Source organism: Pseudomonas sp. D1-1 (assembly GCF_051132225.1).
Classification (GTDB): Bacteria; Pseudomonadota; Gammaproteobacteria; order Pseudomonadales; family Pseudomonadaceae; genus Aquipseudomonas.
On the sequence record NZ_CP071676.1, the window covers coordinates 728,820 to 753,249 of the forward strand.

At 58.5% G+C, this 24,430-nt stretch carries 11 protein-coding genes, 2 tRNA genes and 3 rRNA genes; 11 read left to right on the forward strand and 5 right to left on the reverse strand.

Annotated features, from left to right (window positions below; genetic code table 11):
* Positions 1-10 precede the first annotated feature (10 nt).
* Positions 11-1,102, forward strand: coding sequence for a calcium:proton antiporter (locus J3P86_RS03165; protein WP_305497028.1), 1,092 nt, complete (start codon positions 11-13; stop codon positions 1,100-1,102).
* 119 nt (positions 1,103-1,221) lie between these two features.
* Here J3P86_RS03165 and J3P86_RS03170 read toward each other — a convergent pair whose 3' ends face one another.
* The 5 genes from J3P86_RS03170 to J3P86_RS03190 form a co-directional block, all read right to left on the reverse strand.
* On the reverse strand, positions 1,222-2,580 hold the full coding sequence (locus J3P86_RS03170; RefSeq protein ID WP_434699397.1) for an 8-oxoguanine deaminase: 1,359 nt from the start codon (positions 2,578-2,580) through the stop codon (positions 1,222-1,224).
* A gap of 173 nt (positions 2,581-2,753) precedes the next feature.
* Positions 2,754-3,440, reverse strand: a complete 687-nt coding sequence (locus tag J3P86_RS03175) for an SDR family oxidoreductase (RefSeq protein WP_434699398.1) — start codon at positions 3,438-3,440, stop codon at positions 2,754-2,756.
* A 442-nt stretch (positions 3,441-3,882) separates the two neighbouring features.
* On the reverse strand, positions 3,883-4,476 hold the full coding sequence (locus J3P86_RS03180) for an IMPACT family protein (protein ID WP_434699399.1): 594 nt from the start codon (positions 4,474-4,476) through the stop codon (positions 3,883-3,885).
* Positions 4,477-4,482: 6 nt separating this feature from the next.
* Positions 4,483-5,133, reverse strand: a complete 651-nt coding sequence (locus J3P86_RS03185; RefSeq protein WP_305497021.1) for a TetR/AcrR family transcriptional regulator — start codon at positions 5,131-5,133, stop codon at positions 4,483-4,485.
* 105 nt (positions 5,134-5,238) lie between these two features.
* Positions 5,239-6,159: a LysR family transcriptional regulator gene (locus tag J3P86_RS03190; RefSeq protein ID WP_434602727.1), complete on the reverse strand. Its 921-nt coding sequence runs from the start codon at positions 6,157-6,159 to the stop codon at positions 5,239-5,241.
* Positions 6,160-6,280: 121 nt separating this feature from the next.
* Between J3P86_RS03190 and J3P86_RS03195 the strand changes: the two genes are divergently transcribed.
* The 10 genes from J3P86_RS03195 to recD all read left to right on the forward strand — a co-directional run bounded on the left by J3P86_RS03195 (position 6,281) and on the right by recD (position 24,417).
* The gene (locus tag J3P86_RS03195; RefSeq protein WP_434699400.1) at positions 6,281-7,630 is read left to right on the forward strand and encodes an aspartate aminotransferase family protein; all 1,350 of its coding nucleotides are present in this window, start codon (positions 6,281-6,283) and stop codon (positions 7,628-7,630) included.
* Positions 7,631-7,693: 63 nt separating this feature from the next.
* Entirely contained in the window at positions 7,694-9,187 is a 1,494-nt protein-coding gene (locus J3P86_RS03200) for a CoA-acylating methylmalonate-semialdehyde dehydrogenase (protein ID WP_434699401.1), read from the forward strand.
* Positions 9,188-9,823: 636 nt separating this feature from the next.
* Positions 9,824-11,362, forward strand: a 16S ribosomal RNA gene (locus tag J3P86_RS03205).
* 65 nt (positions 11,363-11,427) lie between these two features.
* Positions 11,428-11,504 (forward strand) — tRNA-Ile (locus J3P86_RS03210).
* A 27-nt stretch (positions 11,505-11,531) separates the two neighbouring features.
* Positions 11,532-11,607: transfer RNA gene (locus J3P86_RS03215), tRNA-Ala, on the forward strand.
* A 251-nt stretch (positions 11,608-11,858) separates the two neighbouring features.
* Positions 11,859-14,750, forward strand: a 23S ribosomal RNA gene (locus J3P86_RS03220).
* 164 nt (positions 14,751-14,914) lie between these two features.
* Positions 14,915-15,030: ribosomal RNA gene (gene rrf / locus J3P86_RS03225) — 5S ribosomal RNA — on the forward strand.
* The 16S, 23S and 5S rRNA genes sit together here with 2 tRNA genes alongside, the layout of an rRNA operon.
* A gap of 155 nt (positions 15,031-15,185) precedes the next feature.
* Positions 15,186-18,638, forward strand: coding sequence for an exodeoxyribonuclease V subunit gamma (gene recC, locus J3P86_RS03230; RefSeq protein WP_434699402.1), 3,453 nt, complete (start codon positions 15,186-15,188; stop codon positions 18,636-18,638).
* The gene (gene recB, locus J3P86_RS03235; RefSeq protein ID WP_434699404.1) at positions 18,635-22,324 is read left to right on the forward strand and encodes an exodeoxyribonuclease V subunit beta; all 3,690 of its coding nucleotides are present in this window, start codon (positions 18,635-18,637) and stop codon (positions 22,322-22,324) included. Before recC ends, recB begins: the two co-directional genes overlap by 4 nt.
* A complete protein-coding gene (recD, locus tag J3P86_RS03240; RefSeq protein ID WP_434699406.1) occupies positions 22,321-24,417 on the forward strand; it encodes an exodeoxyribonuclease V subunit alpha in 2,097 nt (698 codons plus the stop codon). Before recB ends, recD begins: the two co-directional genes overlap by 4 nt.
* Positions 24,418-24,430 lie beyond the last annotated feature (13 nt).

The following is a 24,430-nucleotide window of genomic DNA, read 5'->3' on the forward strand; positions in this document are numbered from 1 at the left end:
TAGGCCCACGATGCTGACGTTGATCAAGCAAGAAAAATTGCTGCTGCTGGCCCTGCTTGCCGCTTTTGTCGCCTACCCGCTGGAGCATTGGCTGCTGGGCAGCGGGCAGGTCGTGGCGTTGGTTGGCGGCCTGGTGCTGATCGGTTTCATCGTCGCGGCCTCCATGCGCGTGGCCCATCACGCCGAGTTGCTGGCGGAAAAGGTCGGCGATCCTTACGGCACGATGATCCTGACTTTGTCGGCGGTGCTGGTGGAAGTGGTGATCCTGGCGATCATGATGAGTAACGAGGCGTCGCCGACCCTGGTACGGGACACGATCTATTCGGCGGTGATGCTCGATATCAACGGCATTCTCGGACTGGCGGCGCTGATGGGTGGGCTCAAGCACGGCGAGCAGGTCTATAACGACGATTCGGCGCGTACCTACAGCGTGATGATCCTCACCGCCATGGGCGTGTCGATGGTGGTGCCGGAGTTTATTCCGCAGGAAAACTGGAAGCATTATTCGGCATTCACCATCGGCGCGATGATCGTCTTGTATACGTTGTTCTTGCGCATGCAGGTGGGGCCACACAGCTATTTCTTCAGCTACAGCTACCCGGAAAAACGCCGCAGGAAGGAACCGGTGGAAGCCGAGCCGAAACCCATCAGCCTGGCGTTTTCCATCGGCGCACTGGTGTTCGGCGTGGTGGTCATCGGTGCGCTGGCCGAAGTCATGTCCAAGGCTATCGACCTCGGGCTGGAAGGCTCCGGCGCGCCGCCGGTGGTCACGGCAATTCTGGTGGCGGTCATCTCCGCTGCGCCGGAAATTCTCACCGCCCTGCGCGCAGCCTTGGCCAATCGCATGCAGTCGGTGGTGAACATCGCCTTGGGCGCGTCGCTGTCCACCGTGATCCTGACGGTGCCGGTGATGGAAGCCATGGCCCTCTACACCGGCCAGCCTTTCCAGATGGCGATGACCCCGGTGCAAACGGTGATGATCTTCATCACCCTGATCGTCAGCGCCATCAACCTCAATGATGGCGAAACCAACGCCATCGAGGGCATGACCCACTTTGTGCTGTTTGCCACGTTTATCATGTTGTCGTTGCTCGGTCTTTGAACCTGTCACAGTCTCTGTGGGAGCGAGCTGCTCGCGATTGGGCCAGGTCAGTCAATATCAGTGCCGGATATGAAACCGCTATCGCGAGCAGGCTCGCTCCCACAGGTTTTCTGGTTGGGTCAGGTACCCGCGATCAGCTCTCGCGCCGCCTGGCTGTGGTCGGCAATCAAGCCCTTCAGGTCCAGCCCTTCGACCTGTCCATCGATCACTCTCCACTGACCCGCGACCATCACCCGGTCCGCCCGATCAGCACCGCACAGCAGCAGGGCCGAGATCGGATCGTGGCTGCCGGAAAAGCGCAACTCATCAAGCTTGAACATCGCCAGGTCGGCTTGTTTGCCCTCTGCCAGTTCGCCGATGTCGCTGCGTCCCAGCAATTGGGCCGAGCCTCGGGTCGCCCAGCCCAGCACCTTCTCCGGCGTGATCGCTTGCGCGCCATAGCGCAAGCGCTGGATGTATAGCGCCTGACGGGTTTCCAGCAGCATGTTCGACGCATCGTTGGACGCCGAGCCGTCCACCCCAAGGCCCAATGGGGCGCCGGCGGCGGTCAGTTCAAGCGTCGGACAAATGCCCGAGGCCAGGCGCATGTTCGAACTGGGGCAATGGCAGATTCCGGTTCCGGCGGCGCCGAGACGGGTTATTTCGTCAGGATTGAAATGAATGCCGTGGGCCAGCCAGGTACGTGGGCCCAGCCAGCCGACGCTGTCGAGGTAATCCACGGTGCGCAGGCCGAAGCGCTGCCGGCAGAAGTCCTCCTCGTCGAGGGTTTCGGCCAGGTGGGTATGCAAGCGTACGTCGAGCTTTTCCGCGAGCTCGGCGCTGGCGCGCATGATCTCGGGCGTGACCGAAAACGGCGAGCAGGGCGCCAGGGCAATCTGGATTTTCGCGCCGGCACCGCGCTCATGGTATCGAGCGATCAGTCGCTGGCTGTCGTCGAGAATCACCTGGCCCTGCTGCACGGTCTGCTGCGGCGGCAAGCCACCGTCGGCCTCGCCCAGGCTCATGGAACCACGGGTCAGCATTGCGCGCATGCCCAGCTCACCGACGCATTGCACCTGCACATCGATGGCGTTTTCCAGGCCTTCGGGAAAAAGGTAGTGGTGATCGGCCGCCGTGGTGCAACCCGACAACAGCAGTTCGGCCAACGCGACTTTGCTCGCCAGCGCGAGTTTTTCCGGAGTCAGCCGCGCCCACACCGGATAGAGAGTCTTCAGCCATGGGAACAACGGCTCGCTTACGACGGGTGCCCAGGCGCGGGTCAGGGTCTGGTAGAAGTGATGATGGGTGTTGATCAGCCCCGGCAGGATCACATGTTCTCGAGCATCGAACACGGTGTCACAAGGCTGTGCGGGCTGTTGCCCGGCGTTGAGCAGCTCAACGATCACACCGTCCTGCAGGACGAGACCGCCACGGGCATCGAGGCCGTTGGCCGTGAAAATGGCGAGGGGATTTTTTAACCAGGTACGGGTCGCAGGCATGGTGGCCGGCTCCTCTGAAAGTGGGTTCAGGTTAGCCAGCTCAGTGATGCCCTGTCTGCTGATCCAGGGGCGCCTTGGAGGGCGCGGTTCGGAGTGTACTCAGGTTGCCGGACACATTTCCAGTGCCCGACAAAAGTGCTGCAGGATTGGATGCTCCAGGGGTATCGGGGTGATTACCAGGGAATCGTCTCGCCTTTGTAATTGACGAAGTGATGTCCACCCTTGCCGGCAAAGGCATTGACCTGATCGATCAGCCCACGGGTGCTGGTCTCGACATCGATGGCCGCGCCTTCGCCGCCCATGTCGGTTTTTACCCAGCCCGGGTGCAGCGACAGGACGGTCAATGCTTGCTCGCCCAGCTGACTGACAAAACTGTTGGTCATGGAGTTGAGCGCGGCTTTGCTGGCCTTGTACAGCGCAAGTTCGGGGGCGTCGGGCATGGTCACGCTGCCCAGCACCGAGCTCATGAAGGCCAGCACGCCGCTGCCGTCGCGGATCTGCCCGACGAAGCGTTGGGCGAGGTTGATCGGTGCCACGGCATTGGTTAAGAACAGCTGACCGACCTCAGCCAGCGTTGCGCCGCCTGGGCTCTGGTTGTCGGGGCCTTTGACGCCGGCATTGACGAACAACAGGTCGAAGGTCTGGTCCCTGAGCTGCTGGCTCAAGGCGATGACGGCTTGCTGGTCGTCCATGTCGAGCTTTTCGATTCGAACCGGGCCCAGCGCCTTCAAGGCCTCGGCGTTCTGTGGGTTACGTACCGTGGCGGTCACGTTCCAGCCATCACCCAGAAGCGTCTTCACCAAGCCGAGGCCCAGTCCCCGAGAGGCGCCGATGATCAATGCGGTTTTTGCCGAATTCATGAATGCTTCCTTGAAAGAAAAGTCACGGAGTTAATGGACAACATTGCCCGGGCGGTTGTTTCAGCTTGCGGCACAACGCGTCGGGAGCGGTCATGCGGTTTCGATCAGGTTCAGGTCCTTATAATGTCTGGTTAAAAAATGATCAGGCGGCTGCAAGCCATGCTGTTCTTGGGGCCGCTGGAGCCATGAACGGGTTATCCACAGGTTGCTCCACAGTTATTGTGCGCAAGCCTGAAAGTCGGGCATAAGCCCTGTGCGGCTTTCTTCTAAAAGTGATAAACCATCGCAACCATTTGTTTTTTGACGTATTCGCCGGATCGGCGAATTTTTGTATGAAAAACGAACAATGCTCGAAAACCCGCATGACAGAAGGGTTACAGCTGGATGCGCCCAGGTTATCCACAGGCAGGTGCACAGCGCATGTGGGCAAACCTGTGCTTTTTCATGAGGCTGCCGGGCGCTCAAGTCGTATCTGTCCGCGACTCAAATCGGCCAGTCGCGTCTGCAGGCTCTCGATGTGTTCTTCACCGACTGCCAATTGAAGTTCCACGCCGTTGGCGGTGAAATCCTCGGCGAGGACCAGACCGCCGCATTCAGCTATCCGCAGTTTCACCAGGGCCAGCTCGGCGAAACCGCACAGGCAACGCAGCGCTACGCGGCTGATCAATTCGACCTTCTCGGCGGTTTGCAGGCATTTGTTCGCACCGCCGCCATAGGCGCGGGCCAAACCGCCGGTACCCAGCTGGATTCCGCCGTACCAGCGTATGACCAGCACCACCACCTGATCGCAATCCTGGGCCTGGATGGCCGCGAGGATCGGGCGCCCGGCGGTGCCGCCCGGCTCGCCATCGTCGCTGCTGCGATATTGGTCGCCCAGTTTCCATGCCCAGCAATTATGCGTGGCGTCCAGGTCGCTGTGCCGCTCTATAAAGGCCTGGGCCTCGGCGGGGCTGGTGATGGGGGCGGCGAAGGTGATGAAACGGCTTTTGCGGATTTCTTCACGGTATTCGCAAAAGCCGGCAAGGGTATAAGGCATGGAGTCCTAGAGGTCTGGTGTCAGGCCGCAGCCTTTGAGAATGATGCGGATGAGATTGTCGCCGGCGTCGATCATGTCTTGCCTGGTCAATTTGCTACGCCCGGTCACGCGGCAGATCTGGGTGGCAAAATCGGCGTAATGCTGGGTGCTGCCCCACAGCAGAAAAATCAGGTGAACCGGATCGACCGGGTCCATTTTGCCCGCATCGATCCAGGCCTGGAACACGGCCGCGCGGCCCTTGAACCAGGCGCGATAGTCCTGGTTGAAATACTCGCTCAGGCATTCGCCGCCGCTGATCACTTCCATGGCGAAAATTCGCGATGCCTGGGGCTGGCGCCGTGAGAATTCCATCTTGGCGCGGATGTAGCGGGTCAATGCCTGCGCTGGATCGTCCTCGGCGGTCAGGGAGTTGAAAGTGCTGTCCCACAACTCGATGATGTTGCTCAGCACGGCGACGTAAAGGCCGAGCTTGTTGGTGAAATAGTAATGCAGGTTCGCCTTGGGCAATCCGGCCTTCAAGGCGATGGCGTTCATGCTGGTGCCCTTGAAGCCGTGGCGGGCGAACTCATCCTCGGCGGCCCTGAGGATGGTTTCCTCGTTTTTCTGACGAATACGGCCGGTAGGCTTGCCACCATGGGCAGGAACTTCAAAGGTCATGGACGTTTCCGGGCTGGGTCTGTGGGGGCGGGCAAGTGCGTTCATAGCGCACCGGCGCGGATCCGACAAGTGCTGCTGCCATAAAAGCCGTGTACTGCAAAAATGTCAGCGGGTTGCCGCCAGGTTTTCGAGAAAACTTTCCAGCACCAGGTGCGGGCGGCGACCCTTGCGTGTGACCGACGCCAGGCTCAGATCATAAAAACGTGCCAAGGGCTTGAGGGCTCGCAGCCGTCCTTGCTGAACCCATAGATTGGCGTAGTGATCCGGCAGATAACCAATGTAACGTCCGGTGAGGATCAGGAACGCCATGCCTTCGCGATCCGAGGCGCTGGCGGTGCAGTTGAGTGCCTGGTAGTGAGCCTGGATCTCGGCGGGCAGGCGAAAGGTTGGCGCGATGGCGTCCTGGCTGTTGAGCCGAGCATCTTCAAGCTGTTGGTCGTCCACATAAAACAGCGGATGGCCTACTGCGCAATAGAGCAGCGAGCGCTCACTGTAGAGCGGTTGATATTCGAGTCCGGAAAGGGCGCTGGCCTGGGGCACTACGCCGACATGCAGGCGCCCGTCGAGCACGCCTTGTTCGACTTCGTTGGGAGCGATCATGCGAATCTGGATCTGCACGTCCGGCCCGCGTTCTTTCAACTGGGCCAAGGCGTGAGTGATCCGCATGTGGGGCAGGGTGACAAGATTGTCCGTCAGGCCGATGGTCAATTCACCGCGCAAATGCTGGTGCAGGCCGTTGACCTCGGTGCGAAAGCTCTCCAGCGCGCTCAATAACTGCAATGCCGATTGATAGACTTCCCGCCCTTCCTCCGTCAGTGAAAAGCCCGCGCGCCCACGCTGGCATAGACGCAGGCCAAGACGCTGCTCCAGATCGTTCATCTGCTGGCTGATGGCAGAGCGGCCGATGCCAAGCACGGTTTCCGCTGCCGAAAACCCGCCGCATTCCACCACGCTGCGGAAAATGCGCAGCAAGCGGATATCGAAGTCGCTGACTTGGGCCAGTGGATCGGGACGACGAGCGCTCATAGTTTAGTGATCCGCTGACTGAAGGTTAGAAAAGCTGGATTTCACCGACTTTATCGTCGTGGCAACGTAGCCGCAAGAACGCCTTGGCTTCATGCCGCCCATACCCTGCGAGGTTTTGTCGATGAACATGCCCGAACACGCTGTCGGTTCCCTGGCCAGCCAGCTCAAGCTGGATGCCCACTGGATGCCCTACACGGCCAATCGTAATTTCCAACGCGATCCCCGCTTGATCGTCGCCGCCGAGGGTAGCTGGCTGACGGATGACAAGGGGCGCAAGGTCTACGATTCGTTGTCGGGCTTGTGGACCTGTGGCGCCGGGCACACCCGCAAGGAAATCCAGGAGGCGGTCGCCAGGCAATTGGGCACCCTCGATTATTCCCCGGGATTCCAGTACGGCCATCCGCTGTCGTTCCAGCTGGCGGAAAAGATCACCAGCCTGACCCCGGGCAAACTCAACCATGTGTTCTTCACCGACTCCGGTTCCGAGTGCGCCGATACCGCAGTGAAGATGGTCCGTGCCTACTGGCGCCTCAAGGGGCAGGCCACCAAGACCAAGATGATCGGCCGTGCCCGTGGTTATCACGGCGTGAACATCGCCGGCACCAGCCTGGGCGGTGTCAGTGGCAACCGTAAATTGTTCGGCCAGGCCATGATGGACGTTGATCATCTGCCCCACACCTTGCTGGCCAGCAATGCCTATTCCCGTGGCATGCCGAAGGAAGGTGGCATCGCTCTGGCCGATGAGCTGCTGAAATTGATCGAGCTGCACGACGCTTCCAACATTGCGGCCGTATTTGTCGAGCCGATGGCCGGATCCGCCGGGGTCCTGGTCCCGCCTGAGGGATATCTCAAGCGTCTGCGGCAGATCTGCGACCAGCACAACATCCTGCTGGTGTTTGACGAAGTCATTACCGGTTTCGGTCGCACCGGTTCGATGTTTGGCGCTGATAGCTTTGGCGTGGTTCCGGACCTGATGTGCATCGCCAAGCAGGTCACCAACGGCGCCATCCCCATGGGGGCGGTGATTGCCAGTTCGGAAATCTACCAGACGTTCATGAACCAGCCGACGCCCGAATATGCGGTGGAGTTTCCCCACGGCTATACCTATTCGGCGCACCCGGTGGCCTGTGCGGCTGGCCTGGCGGCACTGGATTTGTTGCAGAAGGAAAACCTGGTGCAAAGCGTGGCCGAGGTCGCGCCGCATTTCGAGAATGCCTTGCATGGTTTGAAAGGCTCGAAGAACGTCCTCGACATTCGCAACTTCGGCCTGGCCGGGGCGATCCAGATTGCCCCGCGCGACGGCGACGCCATCGTGCGTCCGTTCGAGGCCGGGATGGCCCTGTGGAAAGCCGGGTTCTATGTGCGATTCGGCGGCGACACCCTACAGTTCGGGCCAACGTTCAACAGCAAGCCGCAGGACCTGGATCGTCTGTTCGATGCGGTCGGTGACGTGCTGAATAGAATCGACTGATTTATTTCTTATATAGAGGCGCTCGATCAAGAGCGCCTGGCGAGCGAATTGTCTGGAGTCCCCATGAGCCTCATCCCGCATCTGATCAATGGCGAATTGCTGAGCGACAGCGCACGCACGGCCGACGTGTTCAACCCATCCACCGGGCAAGCAATCCACAAGGTCCCGCTGGCGGATCGCGCAACTGTTCAGCAGGCCATCGATGCCGCCAAGGCGGCTTTCCCGGCCTGGCGCAATACGCCGGCGGCCAAGCGTGCCCAGGTGATGTTTCGTTTCAAGCAGTTGCTGGAGCAGAACGAGTCGCGCATTGCCCAGTTGATCAGCGAAGAACATGGCAAGACCCTCGAAGACGCCGCCGGTGAGCTCAAACGCGGTATCGAGAACGTCGAGTTTGCCTGTGCGGCCCCGGAAATACTGAAGGGCGAATACAGCCGTAACGTAGGACCGAACATCGACGCCTGGTCAGACTTTCAACCGTTGGGCGTGGTGGCAGGCATCACACCGTTCAATTTCCCGGCGATGGTGCCGCTGTGGATGTATCCGCTGGCGATCGTCTGCGGCAACTGCTTCATCCTCAAGCCATCCGAGCGTGACCCGAGTTCGACCCTGCTGATCGCCCAGTTGCTGCTGGAAGCCGGTCTGCCAAAGGGGGTGTTGAGTGTGGTCCATGGCGACAAGGCAGCCGTGGATGCACTGATCGAAGCGCCGGAAGTGAAGGCGCTGAGTTTTGTTGGCTCGACGCCGATTGCCGAGTACATCTATGCCGAAGGTACTCGTCGCGGCAAACGCGTTCAGGCGCTAGGCGGTGCCAAGAACCATGCGGTGTTGATGCCGGATGCCGACCTGGACAATGCCGTCAGCGCGCTGATGGGCGCGGCTTACGGTTCATGCGGTGAGCGTTGCATGGCGATTTCGGTGGCGGTGTGTGTCGGCGATCAGGTGGCGGATGCGCTGGTGGCCAAGTTGGTGCCGCAGATCCAGGCACTGAAGATCGGTGCCGGTACGTCTTGCGGTCTGGACATGGGGCCGTTGGTGACCGGCCAGCATCGGGACAAAGTCAGCGGCTATATAGAAGAGGGTGTGGCGGCAGGCGCCTCGCTGATTGTCGATGGTCGCGGCTTGAGTGTGTCTGGGCATGAAGACGGGTTTTTCCTGGGCGGTTGCCTGTTTGATCGCGTAATGCCCGAGATGCGTATCTATAAGGAAGAAATCTTCGGACCGGTGCTGTGTATCGTCCGGGTCAACAGCCTGGAAGAGGCGATGCAACTGATCAATGATCACGAGTATGGCAACGGTACTTGTATCTTTACCCGGGACGGGGAGGCGGCACGGTTGTTCTGCGATGAGATCGAAGTCGGGATGGTCGGTGTAAACGTTCCATTGCCAGTGCCTGTTGCCTATCACAGCTTTGGCGGTTGGAAGCGTTCATTGTTTGGCGACCTGCATGCCTACGGTCCGGACGGGGTGCGTTTTTATACCCGTCGCAAGGCCATTACCCAGCGCTGGCCGCAGCGTGCCAGCCACGAGGCTTCGCAGTTCGCATTCCCCAGCCTTTAATCGGCGTAATACAAAGGCCGGTGCCCTTGGGCCACCGGCCTTTGTATTACAGGGTTTTTTGACCGATATGACAGAATTGTGAAAATAACGGTTGACGGCAAATTCTGGATGTCTATAATTCGCCCCACTTCCGGCGCAGTCGAAACGGAAAACTCCTTGAGTTTCAATGAGTTGAGTAGGTTTCGAAAGTGTGCGGCTTCAGGTCATCGAAGCGCGGAAGGAGTGGGCAGGCCGGGTTGATGGGCGCTGTCGACGGTTCGATCCTCTCGATCGAAAGCGGTAAAAAAGAGGTGTTGACAGCAGCGACTAACGCTGTAAAATTCGCCTCCCGCTAACGAGAGATCGGAAGCGCAAGTGGTTGAAGTTGTTAAGGATTTCCAAGCGAAACTTTGAAAACTTCTTAAAATAACCGCTTGACAGATACGCGGGGCGCTGTAGAATGCGCGCCTCGGTTGAGACGAAAGGCTCAACCCACCGCTCTTTAACAACTGAATCAAGCAATTCGTGTGGGTGCTTGTGGAGTCAGACTGCTAGTCAACAGATTATCAGCATCACAAGTTACTCCGCGAGAAATCAAAGATGTAACCAACGATTGCTGAGCCAAGTTTAGGGTTTTCTCAAAACCCAAAGATGTTTGAACTGAAGAGTTTGATCATGGCTCAGATTGAACGCTGGCGGCAGGCCTAACACATGCAAGTCGAGCGGCAGCACGGGTACTTGTACCTGGTGGCGAGCGGCGGACGGGTGAGTAATGCCTAGGAATCTGCCTGGTAGTGGGGGATAACGCTCGGAAACGGACGCTAATACCGCATACGTCCTACGGGAGAAAGCAGGGGACCTTCGGGCCTTGCGCTATCAGATGAGCCTAGGTCGGATTAGCTAGTTGGTGAGGTAATGGCTCACCAAGGCGACGATCCGTAACTGGTCTGAGAGGATGATCAGTCACACTGGAACTGAGACACGGTCCAGACTCCTACGGGAGGCAGCAGTGGGGAATATTGGACAATGGGCGAAAGCCTGATCCAGCCATGCCGCGTGTGTGAAGAAGGTCTTCGGATTGTAAAGCACTTTAAGTTGGGAGGAAGGGCAGTTACCTAATACGTAATTGTTTTGACGTTACCGACAGAATAAGCACCGGCTAACTCTGTGCCAGCAGCCGCGGTAATACAGAGGGTGCAAGCGTTAATCGGAATTACTGGGCGTAAAGCGCGCGTAGGTGGTTCGTTAAGTTGGATGTGAAATCCCCGGGCTCAACCTGGGAACTGCATTCAAAACTGTCGAGCTAGAGTATGGTAGAGGGTGGTGGAATTTCCTGTGTAGCGGTGAAATGCGTAGATATAGGAAGGAACACCAGTGGCGAAGGCGACCACCTGGACTGATACTGACACTGAGGTGCGAAAGCGTGGGGAGCAAACAGGATTAGATACCCTGGTAGTCCACGCCGTAAACGATGTCAACTAGCCGTTGGGAGCCTTGAGCTCTTAGTGGCGCAGCTAACGCATTAAGTTGACCGCCTGGGGAGTACGGCCGCAAGGTTAAAACTCAAATGAATTGACGGGGGCCCGCACAAGCGGTGGAGCATGTGGTTTAATTCGAAGCAACGCGAAGAACCTTACCAGGCCTTGACATCCAATGAACTTTCCAGAGATGGATTGGTGCCTTCGGGAACATTGAGACAGGTGCTGCATGGCTGTCGTCAGCTCGTGTCGTGAGATGTTGGGTTAAGTCCCGTAACGAGCGCAACCCTTGTCCTTAGTTACCAGCACGTTATGGTGGGCACTCTAAGGAGACTGCCGGTGACAAACCGGAGGAAGGTGGGGATGACGTCAAGTCATCATGGCCCTTACGGCCTGGGCTACACACGTGCTACAATGGTCGGTACAGAGGGTTGCCAAGCCGCGAGGTGGAGCTAATCCCACAAAACCGATCGTAGTCCGGATCGCAGTCTGCAACTCGACTGCGTGAAGTCGGAATCGCTAGTAATCGCGAATCAGAATGTCGCGGTGAATACGTTCCCGGGCCTTGTACACACCGCCCGTCACACCATGGGAGTGGGTTGCACCAGAAGTAGCTAGTCTAACCTTCGGGAGGACGGTTACCACGGTGTGATTCATGACTGGGGTGAAGTCGTAACAAGGTAGCCGTAGGGGAACCTGCGGCTGGATCACCTCCTTAATCGACGACCGCAGCGGCTCCATGAGCTCCCACACGAATTGCTTGATTCATTGAAGAAGACGATTGGGTCTGTAGCTCAGTTGGTTAGAGCGCACCCCTGATAAGGGTGAGGTCGGCAGTTCGAATCTGCCCAGACCCACCAATTTCATGGTGTCCCCTGTAGCGATACGGGGCCATAGCTCAGCTGGGAGAGCGCCTGCCTTGCACGCAGGAGGTCAGCGGTTCGATCCCGCTTGGCTCCACCATTACAGATTGGCACCAACGTTTAAAGCTTAGAAATGAGCATTCCACCGTACGGTGCCTGAATGTTGATTTCTAGTCTTTTGATTAGATCGTTCTTTAAAAATTTGGGTATGTGATAGAAAGATAGACTGGACGTTACTTTCACTGGTAACGGCTCAGGCTAAGGTAAAATTTGTGAGTTCTCTTAGTTGAGAAATTCGAATTTTCGGCGAATGTCGTCTTCACAGTATAACCAGATTGCTTGGGGTTATATGGTCAAGTGAAGAAGCGCATACGGTGGATGCCTTGGCAGTCAGAGGCGATGAAAGACGTGGTAGCCTGCGAAAAGCTTCGGGGAGTCGGCAAACAGACTGTGATCCGGAGATGTCTGAATGGGGGAACCCAGCCATCATAAGATGGTTATCTTGTACTGAATACATAGGTGCAAGAGGCGAACCAGGGGAACTGAAACATCTAAGTACCCTGAGGAAAAGAAATCAACCGAGATTCCCTTAGTAGTGGCGAGCGAACGGGGACTAGCCCTTAAGCTTCTTTGATTTTAGCGGAACGCTCTGGAAAGTGCGGCCATAGTGGGTGATAGCCCTGTACGCGAAAGGATCTTAGAAGTGAAATCGAGTAGGACGGAGCACGAGAAACTTTGTCTGAATATGGGGGGACCATCCTCCAAGGCTAAATACTACTGACTGACCGATAGTGAACTAGTACCGTGAGGGAAAGGCGAAAAGAACCCCGGAGAGGGGAGTGAAATAGATCCTGAAACCGTATGCGTACAAGCAGTGGGAGCCCACTTTGTTGGGTGACTGCGTACCTTTTGTATAATGGGTCAGCGACTTATTTTCAGTGGCGAGCTTAACCGAATAGGGGAGGCGTAGCGAAAGCGAGTCTTAATAGGGCGTCTAGTCGCTGGGAATAGACCCGAAACCGGGCGATCTATCCATGGGCAGGTTGAAGGTTAGGTAACACTGACTGGAGGACCGAACCGACTACCGTTGAAAAGTTAGCGGATGACCTGTGGATCGGAGTGAAAGGCTAATCAAGCTCGGAGATAGCTGGTTCTCCTCGAAAGCTATTTAGGTAGCGCCTCATGTATCACTGTAGGGGGTAGAGCACTGTTTCGGCTAGGGGGTCATCCCGACTTACCAAACCGATGCAAACTCCGAATACCTACAAGTGCCGAGCATGGGAGACACACGGCGGGTGCTAACGTCCGTCGTGAAAAGGGAAACAACCCAGACCGTCAGCTAAGGTCCCAAAGTTATGGTTAAGTGGGAAACGATGTGGGAAGGCTTAGACAGCTAGGAGGTTGGCTTAGAAGCAGCCACCCTTTAAAGAAAGCGTAATAGCTCACTAGTCGAGTCGGCCTGCGCGGAAGATGTAACGGGGCTCAAACCATACACCGAAGCTACGGGTATCACGCAAGTGATGCGGTAGAGGAGCGTTCTGTAAGCCTGTGAAGGTGAGTTGAGAAGCTTGCTGGAGGTATCAGAAGTGCGAATGCTGACATGAGTAACGACAATGGGTGTGAAAAACACCCACGCCGAAAGACCAAGGTTTCCTGCGCAACGTTAATCGACGCAGGGTTAGTCGGTCCCTAAGGCGAGGCTGAAAAGCGTAGTCGATGGAAAACAGGTTAATATTCCTGTACTTCTGGTTATTGCGATGGAGGGACGGAGAAGGCTAGGCCAGCTTGGCGTTGGTTGTCCAAGTTTAAGGTGGTAGGCTGAGATCTTAGGTAAATCCGGGATCTTAAGGCCGAGAGCTGATGACGAGTTACCCTTTGGGTGACGAAGTGGTTGATGCCATGCTTCCAAGAAAAGCTTCTAAGCTTCAGGTAACCAGGAACCGTACCCCAAACCGACACAGGTGGTTGGGTAGAGAATACCAAGGCGCTTGAGAGAACTCGGGTGAAGGAACTAGGCAAAATGGCACCGTAACTTCGGGAGAAGGTGCGCCGGTGAGGGTGAAGCACTTGCTGCGTAAGCCCACGCCGGTCGAAGATACCAGGCCGCTGCGACTGTTTATTAAAAACACAGCACTCTGCAAACACGAAAGTGGACGTATAGGGTGTGACGCCTGCCCGGTGCCGGAAGGTTAATTGATGGGGTTAGCTAACGCGAAGCTCTTGATCGAAGCCCCGGTAAACGGCGGCCGTAACTATAACGGTCCTAAGGTAGCGAAATTCCTTGTCGGGTAAGTTCCGACCTGCACGAATGGCGTAACGATGGCGGCGCTGTCTCCACCCGAGACTCAGTGAAATTGAAATCGCTGTGAAGATGCAGTGTATCCGCGGCTAGACGGAAAGACCCCGTGAACCTTTACTATAGCTTTGCACTGGACTTTGAATTTGCTTGTGTAGGATAGGTGGGAGGCTTTGAAGCGTGGACGCCAGTCTGCGTGGAGCCATCCTTGAAATACCACCCTGGCAACTTTGAGGTTCTAACTCAGGTCCGTTATCCGGATCGAGGACAGTGTATGGTGGGTAGTTTGACTGGGGCGGTCTCCTCCTAAAGAGTAACGGAGGAGTACGAAGGTGCGCTCAGACCGGTCGGAAATCGGTCGTAGAGTATAAAGGCAAAAGCGCGCTTGACTGCGAGACAGACACGTCGAGCAGGTACGAAAGTAGGTCTTAGTGATCCGGTGGTTCTGTATGGAAGGGCCATCGCTCAACGGATAAAAGGTACTCCGGGGATAACAGGCTGATACCGCCCAAGAGTTCATATCGACGGCGGTGTTTGGCACCTCGATGTCGGCTCATCACATCCTGGGGCTGAAGCCGGTCCCAAGGGTATGGCTGTTCGCCATTTAAAGTGGTACGCGAGCTGGGTTTAGAACGTCGTGAGACAGTTCGGTCCCTATCTGCCGTGGACGTTTGAGATTTGAGAGGGGCTGCTCCTAGTACGAGAGGACCGGAGTGGACGAACCTCTGGTGTTCCGGTTGTCACGCCAGTGGCATTGCCGGGTAGCTATGTTCGGAAAAGATAACCGCTGAAAGCATCTAAGCGGGAAACTTGCCTCAAGATGAGATCTCACTGGGACCTTGAGTCCCCTGAAGGGCCGTCGAAGACTACGACGTTGATAGGCAGGGTGTGTAAGCGCTGTGAGGCGTTGAGCTAACCTGTACTAATTGCCCGTGAGGCTTGACCATATAACACCCAAGCAATTTGCTGATCCTGCTCTGGAAACGGAGAAAGGCGCCAGATTGCGGTGTGTGAAGACGAAATGAACCGAAAGTTCGAGTCAAAACCCACAAACTATCGCATACCCATTCGCTGGAACGTGACCGTAAGGCACGCGCTGGCTACCGAATTTCTTGACGACCATAGAGCATTGGAACCACCTGATCCCATCCCGAACTCAGAAGTGAAACGATGCATCGCCGATGGTAGTGTGGGGTTTCCCCATGTGAGAGTAGGTCATCGTCAAGATTAAATTCCGAAACCCCTATCTGCTGACGCAGGTAGGGGTTTTGTTTTGCCCGCAAGAAAATTCTTACGACAAGTGCAGAAAGCTCCCGGCTGTCACGGCCCCCCGACAATGCTAAGGTTCCGCCCTGGCTTTTGCATTTTTCAAGGACGCCTTTATGCCGGACGCTAAGTCCCTCAGCCCTGCTTTCATGGTGGTCCACGGGAACCGCCTTGATGAGCTGCGCAGCCTGGTGATAAGCCTCATGCGGCGCTATCCGCTGGCCCCTCTTGAAAATGAAATCGCGCTCGTACAAAGCAACGGCATTGCCCAATGGCTGAAGCTGGCACTGGCTGAGGATCCCCTTGACGACGACATGGGCGGCTGCGGCATCGCGGCTGCGATTGATGTGCAGTTGCCCGGCAGTTTCATGTGGCAGCTCTATCGAACGGTGCTCGGGCGTGACGAGATTCCAGCCAAGTCCTTGCTGGACAAGGCCCCGCTTACGTGGCGCCTGATGCGCCTCCTGCCGCAATTGATTGAACAGCCCCATTTCGAGCCCCTGCGGCGTTTTTTGACCCATGACACGGACTTGCGCAAGCGGTACCAGTTGTCCGAGCGCCTTGCAGATTTGTTCGACCAATATCAGGTGTACCGAGCCGACTGGCTCGAAGACTGGGCCCAAGGGCGCCATCAGACCCGCAACGTCCGGGGTGAAATCAAGCCGCTCGCGCCGGCGAATTGCTGGCAAGCGGAATTGTGGCGGGCGTTATTGCTGGATGTGGGAGAGCAAGGCATGGCTCAAAGCCGTGCGGGTGTTCATCAGCGCTACATCGAGCGCATCAATAGTCTGGAAGCCGCTCCAAAAGGTCTGCCTGCACGGGTAATAGTCTTCGGTATTTCCTCACTGCCCGCCCAAGCGCTCGAAGCCCTGGCCGGTCTGTCACGGTTCAGTCAGGTTCTGCTGTGCGTCCATAACCCATGCCGTCACCATTGGGCAGATATCGTGGCCGACAAGGATCTGCTTCGCCACCAATACAAGCGGCAGGCACGCAAGAGCGGCATGCCGGACGTCCTGGACCCGCAAACCTTGCATCAGCATGCTCATCCATTGCTGGCTGCCTGGGGGAAGCAGGGGCGCGACTATATCAACTTGCTCGACAGCTATGACGAGCCAAACACCTATCGCTCGGTATTTCGCGAAGGGCGGATCGACCTGTTCAGCGAAGGCAATCCCACTACGCTCCTCAGCCAGTTGCAGGATGACATTCTTGAGCTGCGGCCACTGAGCGAAACCCGGGAAAAGTGGCCCGCGGTCGATACCTCGCGAGACGGATCGATCCGTTTTCATATCGCCCACAGCGCCCAGCGTGAAGTCGAGATTCTTCACGATCAGTTGCTTGCCCATTTCAGCAATGACCCGGCTTTACGCCCTCGGGATATCATCGTCATGGTCCCGGACATCGACAGTTATGCGCCGCATATTCGCGCGGTGTTCGGCCAACTCGACCGGGTCGATCCGCGTTTCATCCCATTCACACTGACGGACCAAGGTCAGCGTGGACGCGATCCGCTGCTGATTGCCGTCGAGCATTTGCTGAAACTTCCCGATAGCCGTTTCCCCGTCAGCGAAATCCTTGATTTGCTGGACGTCCCGGCATTGCGTGAGCGATTTGGCATTGATGAGGCCGATTTACCGACACTGCACCGTTGGATCGAGGGCGCAGGCATCCGTTGGGGGATAAGCGCCGAGCACCGAGCCGGGTTGGGCTTGCCCGCGGAGTTGGAGCAGAACAGTTGGCGTTTCGGCCTGCGTCGCATGTTGTTGGGGTATGCCGTTGGTGATTCGCAAGCCTATGAAGGCATAGAACCCTATGACGAAATCGGCGGTCTGGATGCCGCATTGATCGGTCCGTTGGTTGCATTGCTCGATGCCCTGGAGGTTGCTTACCAGGCGCTCAGTCAACCCGCCTCACCTCAGGACTGGGGGACACGCCTGCATGATCTGATGCAGTTGTTCTTTCTGGCGAGCAACGAGCATGACGATTATTTGCTGGCCCAGCTCGAGGACTTGCGTGAAAACTGGTTGGAAACCTGCGAGTCGGTCGGCCTGCACGACGAGCTGCCGTTGACGGTTGTCAGAGAGGCCTGGCTGGCGGGGCTGGATCAAGGGCGACTGTCCCAGCGCTTCCTCGCCGGAGCGGTCAATTTTTGTACCTTGATGCCGATGCGGGCGATCCCCTTCAAGCTGGTCTGCCTGTTGGGCATGAACGATGGTGATTACCCGCGGGCCCAACCGCCATTGGATTTCGATCTCATGGGCAGTGATTATCGGCCGGGAGATCGCTCTCGACGAGAGGACGATCGCTACCTGCTGTTGGAGGCGCTGCTTTCTGCGCGGGAAAAACTCTACATCAGTTGGGTCGGGCGCAGCATACGCGACAACAGCGAGCGGCCTGCCTCAGTCCTGGTCGGACAGTTGCGCGATCATCTCGCAAGTGGCTGGCAGTCGGCGGATGTCCATGGCGACCTTCTTGAAGCGCTGACCCAGGAGCACCCCCTGCAACCGTTCAGCGCTCGTTATTTCTACCAGGGCGATGAGCTGTTCAGCTATGCCAGCGAATGGCGAGGACTTCATGAGGATCATGAGCACGCTGGCAAGCCTGGGGCCCTGGAGCCCTACGTTCAGGAGGAACCCCTGGGGCTTGGTCAGTTGCAGGACTTCCTGCGTAATCCTGTCCGGCACTTTTTCAGCCAGCGACTCAAGGTGTTCTTCGAGCCTCTCGAAGCCCCATTGGCGGACGACGAACCTTTCATCCTGGATGCCCTGCAGCGCTATAGCCTGAGCGACAGCCTGCTCGAGGCTGCCCTTGTTCGCCTTGACCAAGCGGACCTTGCATTGGAGGCTCACGCCAAGAGGCTTCAGAACAGCGGCCTGTTACCCATGGCTGGCTTTGGCCAATGTATGCAGCGTGAATTGATCGAGCCGCTGCCTGATCTACTGCAACGCTACCAGCAACTTCTGGCGCTATGGCCGACTCCGCTGACCAGTGCCGTGCCCGTCAGCCTGCAATTACACGGTGTGAACATTGAAGGTTGGCTCAGCGGCCTGCACCAGCGCTCCGATGGTGCGGTCCTCGCCATCACTGCCATTCCCAACAGTATCGGTTCTACCAGGACCCGGAAATGGCACCGCTTGATACGACCCTGGGTGAACCATCTCGTGGCTTGCGCCAACGGTCTGTCGATGACGACGGCATTGGTCGCCAGCGATGACAGCTTGCTGCTGAATCCTTTTGACGAGTCGGTAGCCCGCAAGCTGCTCGGCGACTTGTTGCAAGCCTGGCAGGCTGGCATGCGCCAACCGCTGCCAATCGCAGTGAAGACCGCCTTCGCCTGGCTCGGCCAGAGTGATCCGGACAAAGCCGAAGCGGCCGCTCGAAAAGCCTACGAAGGCGATGGGCTGACGTCTGAAGGCGAGCGGCGCGAAAGCCCCGCTCTGGCTCGGCAATATGCCGACTTCGATGCGCTTATCGCTGACGAAACATTCCCCGACTGGTGTGACGCGCTCTATCGACCGCTTCTGGAAGCACCGTGGCGTTCGTTGGCGGGTGAGGAAGCGCATTCATGAGTCGACAAACACCCTTGGCGCTGGCTTTCCCACTACGCGGCAGTCAATTGATCGAAGCCAGCGCAGGAACTGGCAAGACCTTTACCATCTCGGCGTTGTACTTGCGCCTGGTGCTGGGCCATGGCGGCTCGACGGCCGGCTTTGGCCGTGAGCTGCTTCCTCCGCAGATACTGGTGGTGACTTTCACCGACGCTGCCACGAAGGAATTGCGCGAACGCATCCGCACCCGCCTCGCGGAAGCGGCGCGTTTTTTTCGTGACGAGATTCCCGCTCCCGACGCGTTGATAAACGCACTGCGTGATGAGTTTGATAAAGGGCAATGGCCTGGCTGTGCGAATCGGCTGGATATCGCCGCGCAATGGATGGATGAAGCCGCCGTTTCGACGATCCACAGCTGGTGCCAGCGGATGCTTCGTGAGCATGCCTTTGACAGTGGCAGCCTGTTCACCCAGACCCTGGAAACCGACCACAGCGAATTGCTCGGCGAGGTGCTGCGCGATTATTGGCGATTGTTCTGCTACTCGATGGAGGGTGAGGCACTGGATTGGGTGCGAGCGCACTGGGGCGGTCCTGCTGCGTTGTTGCCACGGGTGAGGGGGTTGTTTGCCAACTCGCGAGGTGGTGACGATGGGCTTGAACCGACGGAACTCATCACCGCGTCCCTGCGCGAGCGCAGCGCAGCCTTGCTCGATCTCAAGGCTCCCTGGCGGCAGTGGGCGGTGGAGTTGCTGGAGATCTGCCAGCAAGGCGTAGCCAATAAAACCGTCGACGGGCGCAAGATGCAGGCTCGTTACTTCGAGCCATGGTTTCAGAAGCTATCTGCATGGGTTGAAGACGAGAGCCTGGAGTTGCTCGACATCGGCACCGGCTTCACGCGCTTGACGCCCGAAGGCATGGCCGAGGCCTGGAAGGGCGACGTGCCCAGCCACCCAGGGCTGGACGCCATGGCGGGCCTGAAGGCCGGCCTGGATGCCTTGCCCACGCCCGACGCTGCGGTGCTGCAGCATGCTGCGCAGTGGGTCGGGGCGCGCTTCGAGGCGGAGAAGCGGCGCCGGGCGGAAATGGGATTCGACGACATGCTGCTGCGCCTGGACGCAGCTTTGCAGGCTGAAGGTGGGGAGCGCCTGGCGAGCCTGATTCGCGAGCAGTTTCCGGTTGCGCTGATTGACGAGTTCCAGGACACCGACCCGGTCCAGTACCGCATCTTCGAGAGCATCTATCGCATTGGCGACAACGATCCTGAAACGGGGCTGTTCCTGATCGGGGATCCGAAACAGGCCATTTATGCGTTTCGCGGCGCCGACATCTACACCTATCTGCGCGCCCGCGAAGCCACTGCCGGCAGGTTGCATACGCTGGGGACCAATTTCCGTTCCAGCCATGCCATGGTCGGCGCTGTGAACCATATTTTTCAATACGCCGAATCGCGGCTGAATGGGCGCGGGGCTTTTCTGTTCCGCGAGCCATCGGGTGAGAATCCGGTGCCATTCCTGCCGGTCGACTCCCAGGGCCGCAAGGAGTCCTTGCAGCTTGCGGGGCGGACGGTCGCGGCCTTGAATATCTGGCATCTGGCCTCGGACCAGCCGCTCTCCGGAGCGGTGTACCGACAGCAAATGGCCGTGGCCTGCGCCAGTGAAATCACGGCGCTGCTCAATGGCGGCCAGTCAGGGCACGATGGCTTCGTTGGTGATGGGGAAATGTTACGGGGGCTTCGACCGGCGGATATCGCCATCCTGGTGCGTGATGGCAAGGAAGCGCAGGCCGTGCGAAACGAGTTGTCGGCACGGGGTGTGCGCAGCGTTTATCTATCCGATAAGGACTCGGTCTTCGCCTCGCAGGAGGCAAGGGATTTGCTGGCCTGGCTCAAGGCTTGCGCCGAGCCGGACGTCGAGCGGCCGCTGCGAGCTGCGCTGGCCAGCGTCACCCTGAATCTGCCGCTTGCAGAACTGGAGCGCCTCAACCAGGACGAGTTGGCCTGGGAACGTCGAGTCATGCAGTTCCGTAGCTATCGGGTGGTCTGGCGCACCCAGGGCGTGCTGCCCATGCTGAGGCGCCTGCTGCATGACTTCAAGCTGCCCCAGGCCTTGATGATGCGTGGCGATGGCGAGCGGGTGCTGACCAACCTGTTGCATCTATGCGAGCTGTTACAGCAGGCCGCCGTCGAGCTGGATGGCGAGCAGGCCTTGATTCGCTATCTGTCCGAACACCTTGCATTGACCGGGCAGGCGGGAGAGGAACAGATCCTGCGCCTGGAAAGCGACGAGCAACTGGTCAAGGTGGTCACGATCCATAAATCCAAGGGGCTTGAGTATCCGTTGGTTTTCCTGCCGTTCATATGCTCGACGAAACCGGTGGACGGCACCCGATTGCCGTTGCATTACCACGATGAAGCCGGTCATGCGCAGATCAGTCTTACGCCCAGCCCCGAGTTGATCGCCAAGGCCGACGACGAGCGCCTGGCCGAGGATCTTCGGCTTCTATACGTGGCGCTTACCCGTGCGCAGCATGCCTGCTGGTTAGGTGTGGCCGATCTCAAGCGAGGCAGTAACAGCCGCTCGATCCTGCATCTGTCTGCGCTGGGGTATCTGTTGGGCGGTGGTGCGCCGTTGACCGAGTCGGTGGCGTTGAGACGTTGGCTGGAAGATCTGCAGCAGGGGAGCGACGCGGTGAGCTGCCAGGATATGCCGGAGGCCAACGATCAGCACTATCGACCCCCACGTAATGATGCGGTGTTGCTTGAACCCTTGCTTCCGGTACGTAAAGCCAGCGAGAACTGGTGGATCGCTTCGTACAGCGCGCTGCGCTTTGGAGAAAGTCTCAGCGCCGGCACCGATTCCGCGCCGGAAAACCCACAGGCGCAGAAAATGTTCGACGACGAACGGCTTGATCCTGACGCTCCCAGGGAAGTCATCGCCGTCGGCGGTGATATCCATCGTTTCCCCCGCGGTCCCAACCCCGGTACGTTTCTCCATGGTCTCTTGGAATGGGCTGCCGGAGAGGGATTTACCGCCTCGCCAATGGCCCTCGAAGATGCCATCGCGCGACGTTGCAACCGCCGCGGCTGGAAAGGCTGGATCAGCACCCTTGGAGACTGGTTGCAGCACCTGGTCACGACGCCCTTGCAGATCGGTGGCGGACAGTCTCCGGTGGTACTGGCTCAGTTGAGCCAATTTCAGGTCGAGATGGAGTTCTGGTTCTCCAGTCACAAGGTTGATGTGCTCAAGCTTGATGAGCTGGTTTGCCAGTCAACCCACGGTGGCGTGGCTCGTGTCGCCGCAGAACCGGCACTGCTCAACGGAATGTTCAAGGGCTTCATCGACCTGACCTTCGAGCATGACGGCCGGTATTACGTGGCTGACTACAAATCCAACTGGCTGGGCGCCGATGACATGGCCTACACCGCTCAAGCCATGGAGCAATCGATTCTGGATAATCGTTACGACCTGCAATACACGCTGTACCTGTTGGCCCTGCATCGCCAGCTCAAGGCGCGCCTGCCAGACTATGACTACGACCGGCATGTCGGTGGCGCGTTGTATCTTTTCCTGCGCGGCACACGTGCAGCCAGCCAGGGCGTGTTTTTCACCAAGCCCCCTCGGGCACTGATCGAACAGCTTGACCGCCTGTTCCAGGGAGCACCCGCGCCCAAGGCCGAGCCGGCATGGGTACAAGGAGAATTGTTATGAGTCGCTCCTTTGCCGACCTGCTGCCTAAATCGCTCGACGACGAAGGGCTGGTCGACCTGGCGCCCCTGAGTCGTGCAGAGGACCTGCTGCTGTTGCTCACGCGCTGGGTTGAACGTGGCTGGTTGCGGGCCTTGGACAAGGCATTCGTGGTGTTCCTCCATGAATTGTCGCCTGGCGATGATCCGCTGGTATTGCTGGCGGCTGCGCTGACCAGCCACCAACTGGGCCATGGGCATGTTTGCCTGGACCTGTTCGAGACACTCAAGGAACCTGATTTCGCCCTGTCACTGCCCCCCGAGGGCGACCTGCAGACGGGCGTGATGCTGTTGCCTTCGCAGATCCTGAGAACGCTGGACGGTGCCCATTGGTGCAAGGTCCTGGCGTCCAGCCGCCTCGTGGCCCTGGCGGTCGATGACAGCGAAGAGGCGCAGCAGCGGCCACTGGTATTGTCCGGCAAACGGCTTTACCTGCGTCGTTACTGGGGCTATGAACGACGGATCGACGCGGCGTTGCGTCAACGCCTGGCCGAACAGGAAAGCGCCCCTGATGACCTGCGCGAGCGGCTGGACGGACTGTTCGGGCCGGCCAGCACTACCGGCCCGATCGACTGGCAGAAGCTGGCTTGCGCGCTGGCGACGCGGAGCGCGTTCAGCATCGTTACCGGCGGCCCGGGCACGGGTAAGACCACCACGGTCGTGCGCTTGCTTGCCTTGTTGCAGGCACCTGCCGTCGAGGCGGGGAAACCGCTGCGGATTCGCCTGGCCGCACCCACCGGCAAAGCCGCTGCGCGGCTGACCGAGTCGATCAGCCAGCAAGTTCGGACGCTGGATGTGATCGACTCCGTACGCGAGCGAATTCCCTGCGACGTCACCACGGTGCATCGCCTGCTCGGCAGTCGTCCCAGCACCCGACATTTTCGCCACCATCGTGGCAATCGATTGCCGTTGGATGTGCTAGTGGTCGATGAGGCGTCCATGATCGATCTGGAAATGATGGCCAATCTGCTGGACGCGCTGCCGTCCCATGCGCGGTTGATTTTGTTGGGCGACAAGGACCAGCTGGCTTCCGTGGAGGCCGGCGCGGTATTGGGGGATCTGTGTCGGGACGCCGAGGACGGCTGGTATAGCCCACAGACGCGCGCCTGGCTCGAGTCCGTCAGTGGCGAGAGCCTGGCGGCGAGCGATCTGAAACAGGACCTCGACGACACTCATCCCCTCGCGCAGCAAGTGGTGATGCTCAGGCATTCCCGACGCTTTGGCGAAGGCAGCGGTATCGGCCAACTGGCCCGACGGGTCAATCGCCAGCAGCCTGAAGAAGCTCGTCAGTTGCTAGAGGAGGGCCAATATGCCGACCTGTTCTCCCTGGCGCTGAAGAGCCAGCACGACGGGACGCTCGAGCGCTGGTTGCTCGATGGTCGACCCGGTGGTCCGCAGGGCTATCGGCATTATCTGAGCCTGCTGCGACAGCGACGTCCGGACATTTCTCGCCCGCTGGAGGACAGTTGCTGGACTGATTGGGCGCGTGAGGTCTTGTCGGCCTTTGACGAGTTCCAATTGCTCTGTGCCGTACGCAAGGGGCCGTGGGGCGTCGAGGGCCTGAACCCGAGAATCACCGCCGCGCTGCTCAAGGCTCGCCTGATCGATAGCGATCACCAGTGGTACGAGGGGCGTCCGGTACTGATGACTCGCAACGACTACGGGCTGGGATTGATGAACGGCGATATCGGGATCGCTCTCAAGTTGCCCGAGCGTGACGGTCCTGACGCTGGCAAGCAGGTCCTGCGGGTCGCCTTTCCTCGTAACGATGGCCGGGGTGGTGTGCGTTTCGTCCTGCCCAGCCGCCTGAATGACGTGGAAACCGTTTACGCCATGACGGTGCACAAGTCCCAGGGGTCGGAATTCACCCACACGGCCCTGATTCTTCCGGATGCCTTGAACCCCGTTTTGACCAAGGAACTGGTGTATACCGCCATTACCCGAGGCAAGCAGTGGTTCAGCCTGATAGAGCCGCGCACGGGAATATTCGAAGAAGCGGTTCGGCGCAAGGTCAGGCGTTTGAGCGGGTTGATGCTCGAATTGGATGGAAACGACTGAAGCTCGGGTTTGC

Bases quoted from the DNA above. Each gene is read 5' to 3' on its own strand.
- J3P86_RS03165 (WP_305497028.1), top strand. From the start codon at position 11: ATGCTGACGTTGATCAAGCAAGAAAAATTGCTGCTGCTGGCCCTGCTT.
- J3P86_RS03170 (WP_434699397.1), bottom strand. From the start codon at position 2,580: ATGCCTGCGACCCGTACCTGGTTAAAAAATCCCCTCGCCATTTTCACG.
- J3P86_RS03175 (WP_434699398.1), bottom strand. From the start codon at position 3,440: ATGAATTCGGCAAAAACCGCATTGATCATCGGCGCCTCTCGGGGACTG.
- J3P86_RS03180 (WP_434699399.1), bottom strand. From the start codon at position 4,476: ATGCCTTATACCCTTGCCGGCTTTTGCGAATACCGTGAAGAAATCCGC.
- J3P86_RS03185 (WP_305497021.1), bottom strand. From the start codon at position 5,133: ATGACCTTTGAAGTTCCTGCCCATGGTGGCAAGCCTACCGGCCGTATT.
- J3P86_RS03190 (WP_434602727.1), bottom strand. From the start codon at position 6,159: ATGAGCGCTCGTCGTCCCGATCCACTGGCCCAAGTCAGCGACTTCGAT.
- J3P86_RS03195 (WP_434699400.1), top strand. From the start codon at position 6,281: ATGAACATGCCCGAACACGCTGTCGGTTCCCTGGCCAGCCAGCTCAAG.
- J3P86_RS03200 (WP_434699401.1), top strand. From the start codon at position 7,694: ATGAGCCTCATCCCGCATCTGATCAATGGCGAATTGCTGAGCGACAGC.
- recC (WP_434699402.1), top strand. From the start codon at position 15,186: ATGCCGGACGCTAAGTCCCTCAGCCCTGCTTTCATGGTGGTCCACGGG.
- recB (WP_434699404.1), top strand. From the start codon at position 18,635: ATGAGTCGACAAACACCCTTGGCGCTGGCTTTCCCACTACGCGGCAGT.
- recD (WP_434699406.1), top strand. From the start codon at position 22,321: ATGAGTCGCTCCTTTGCCGACCTGCTGCCTAAATCGCTCGACGACGAA.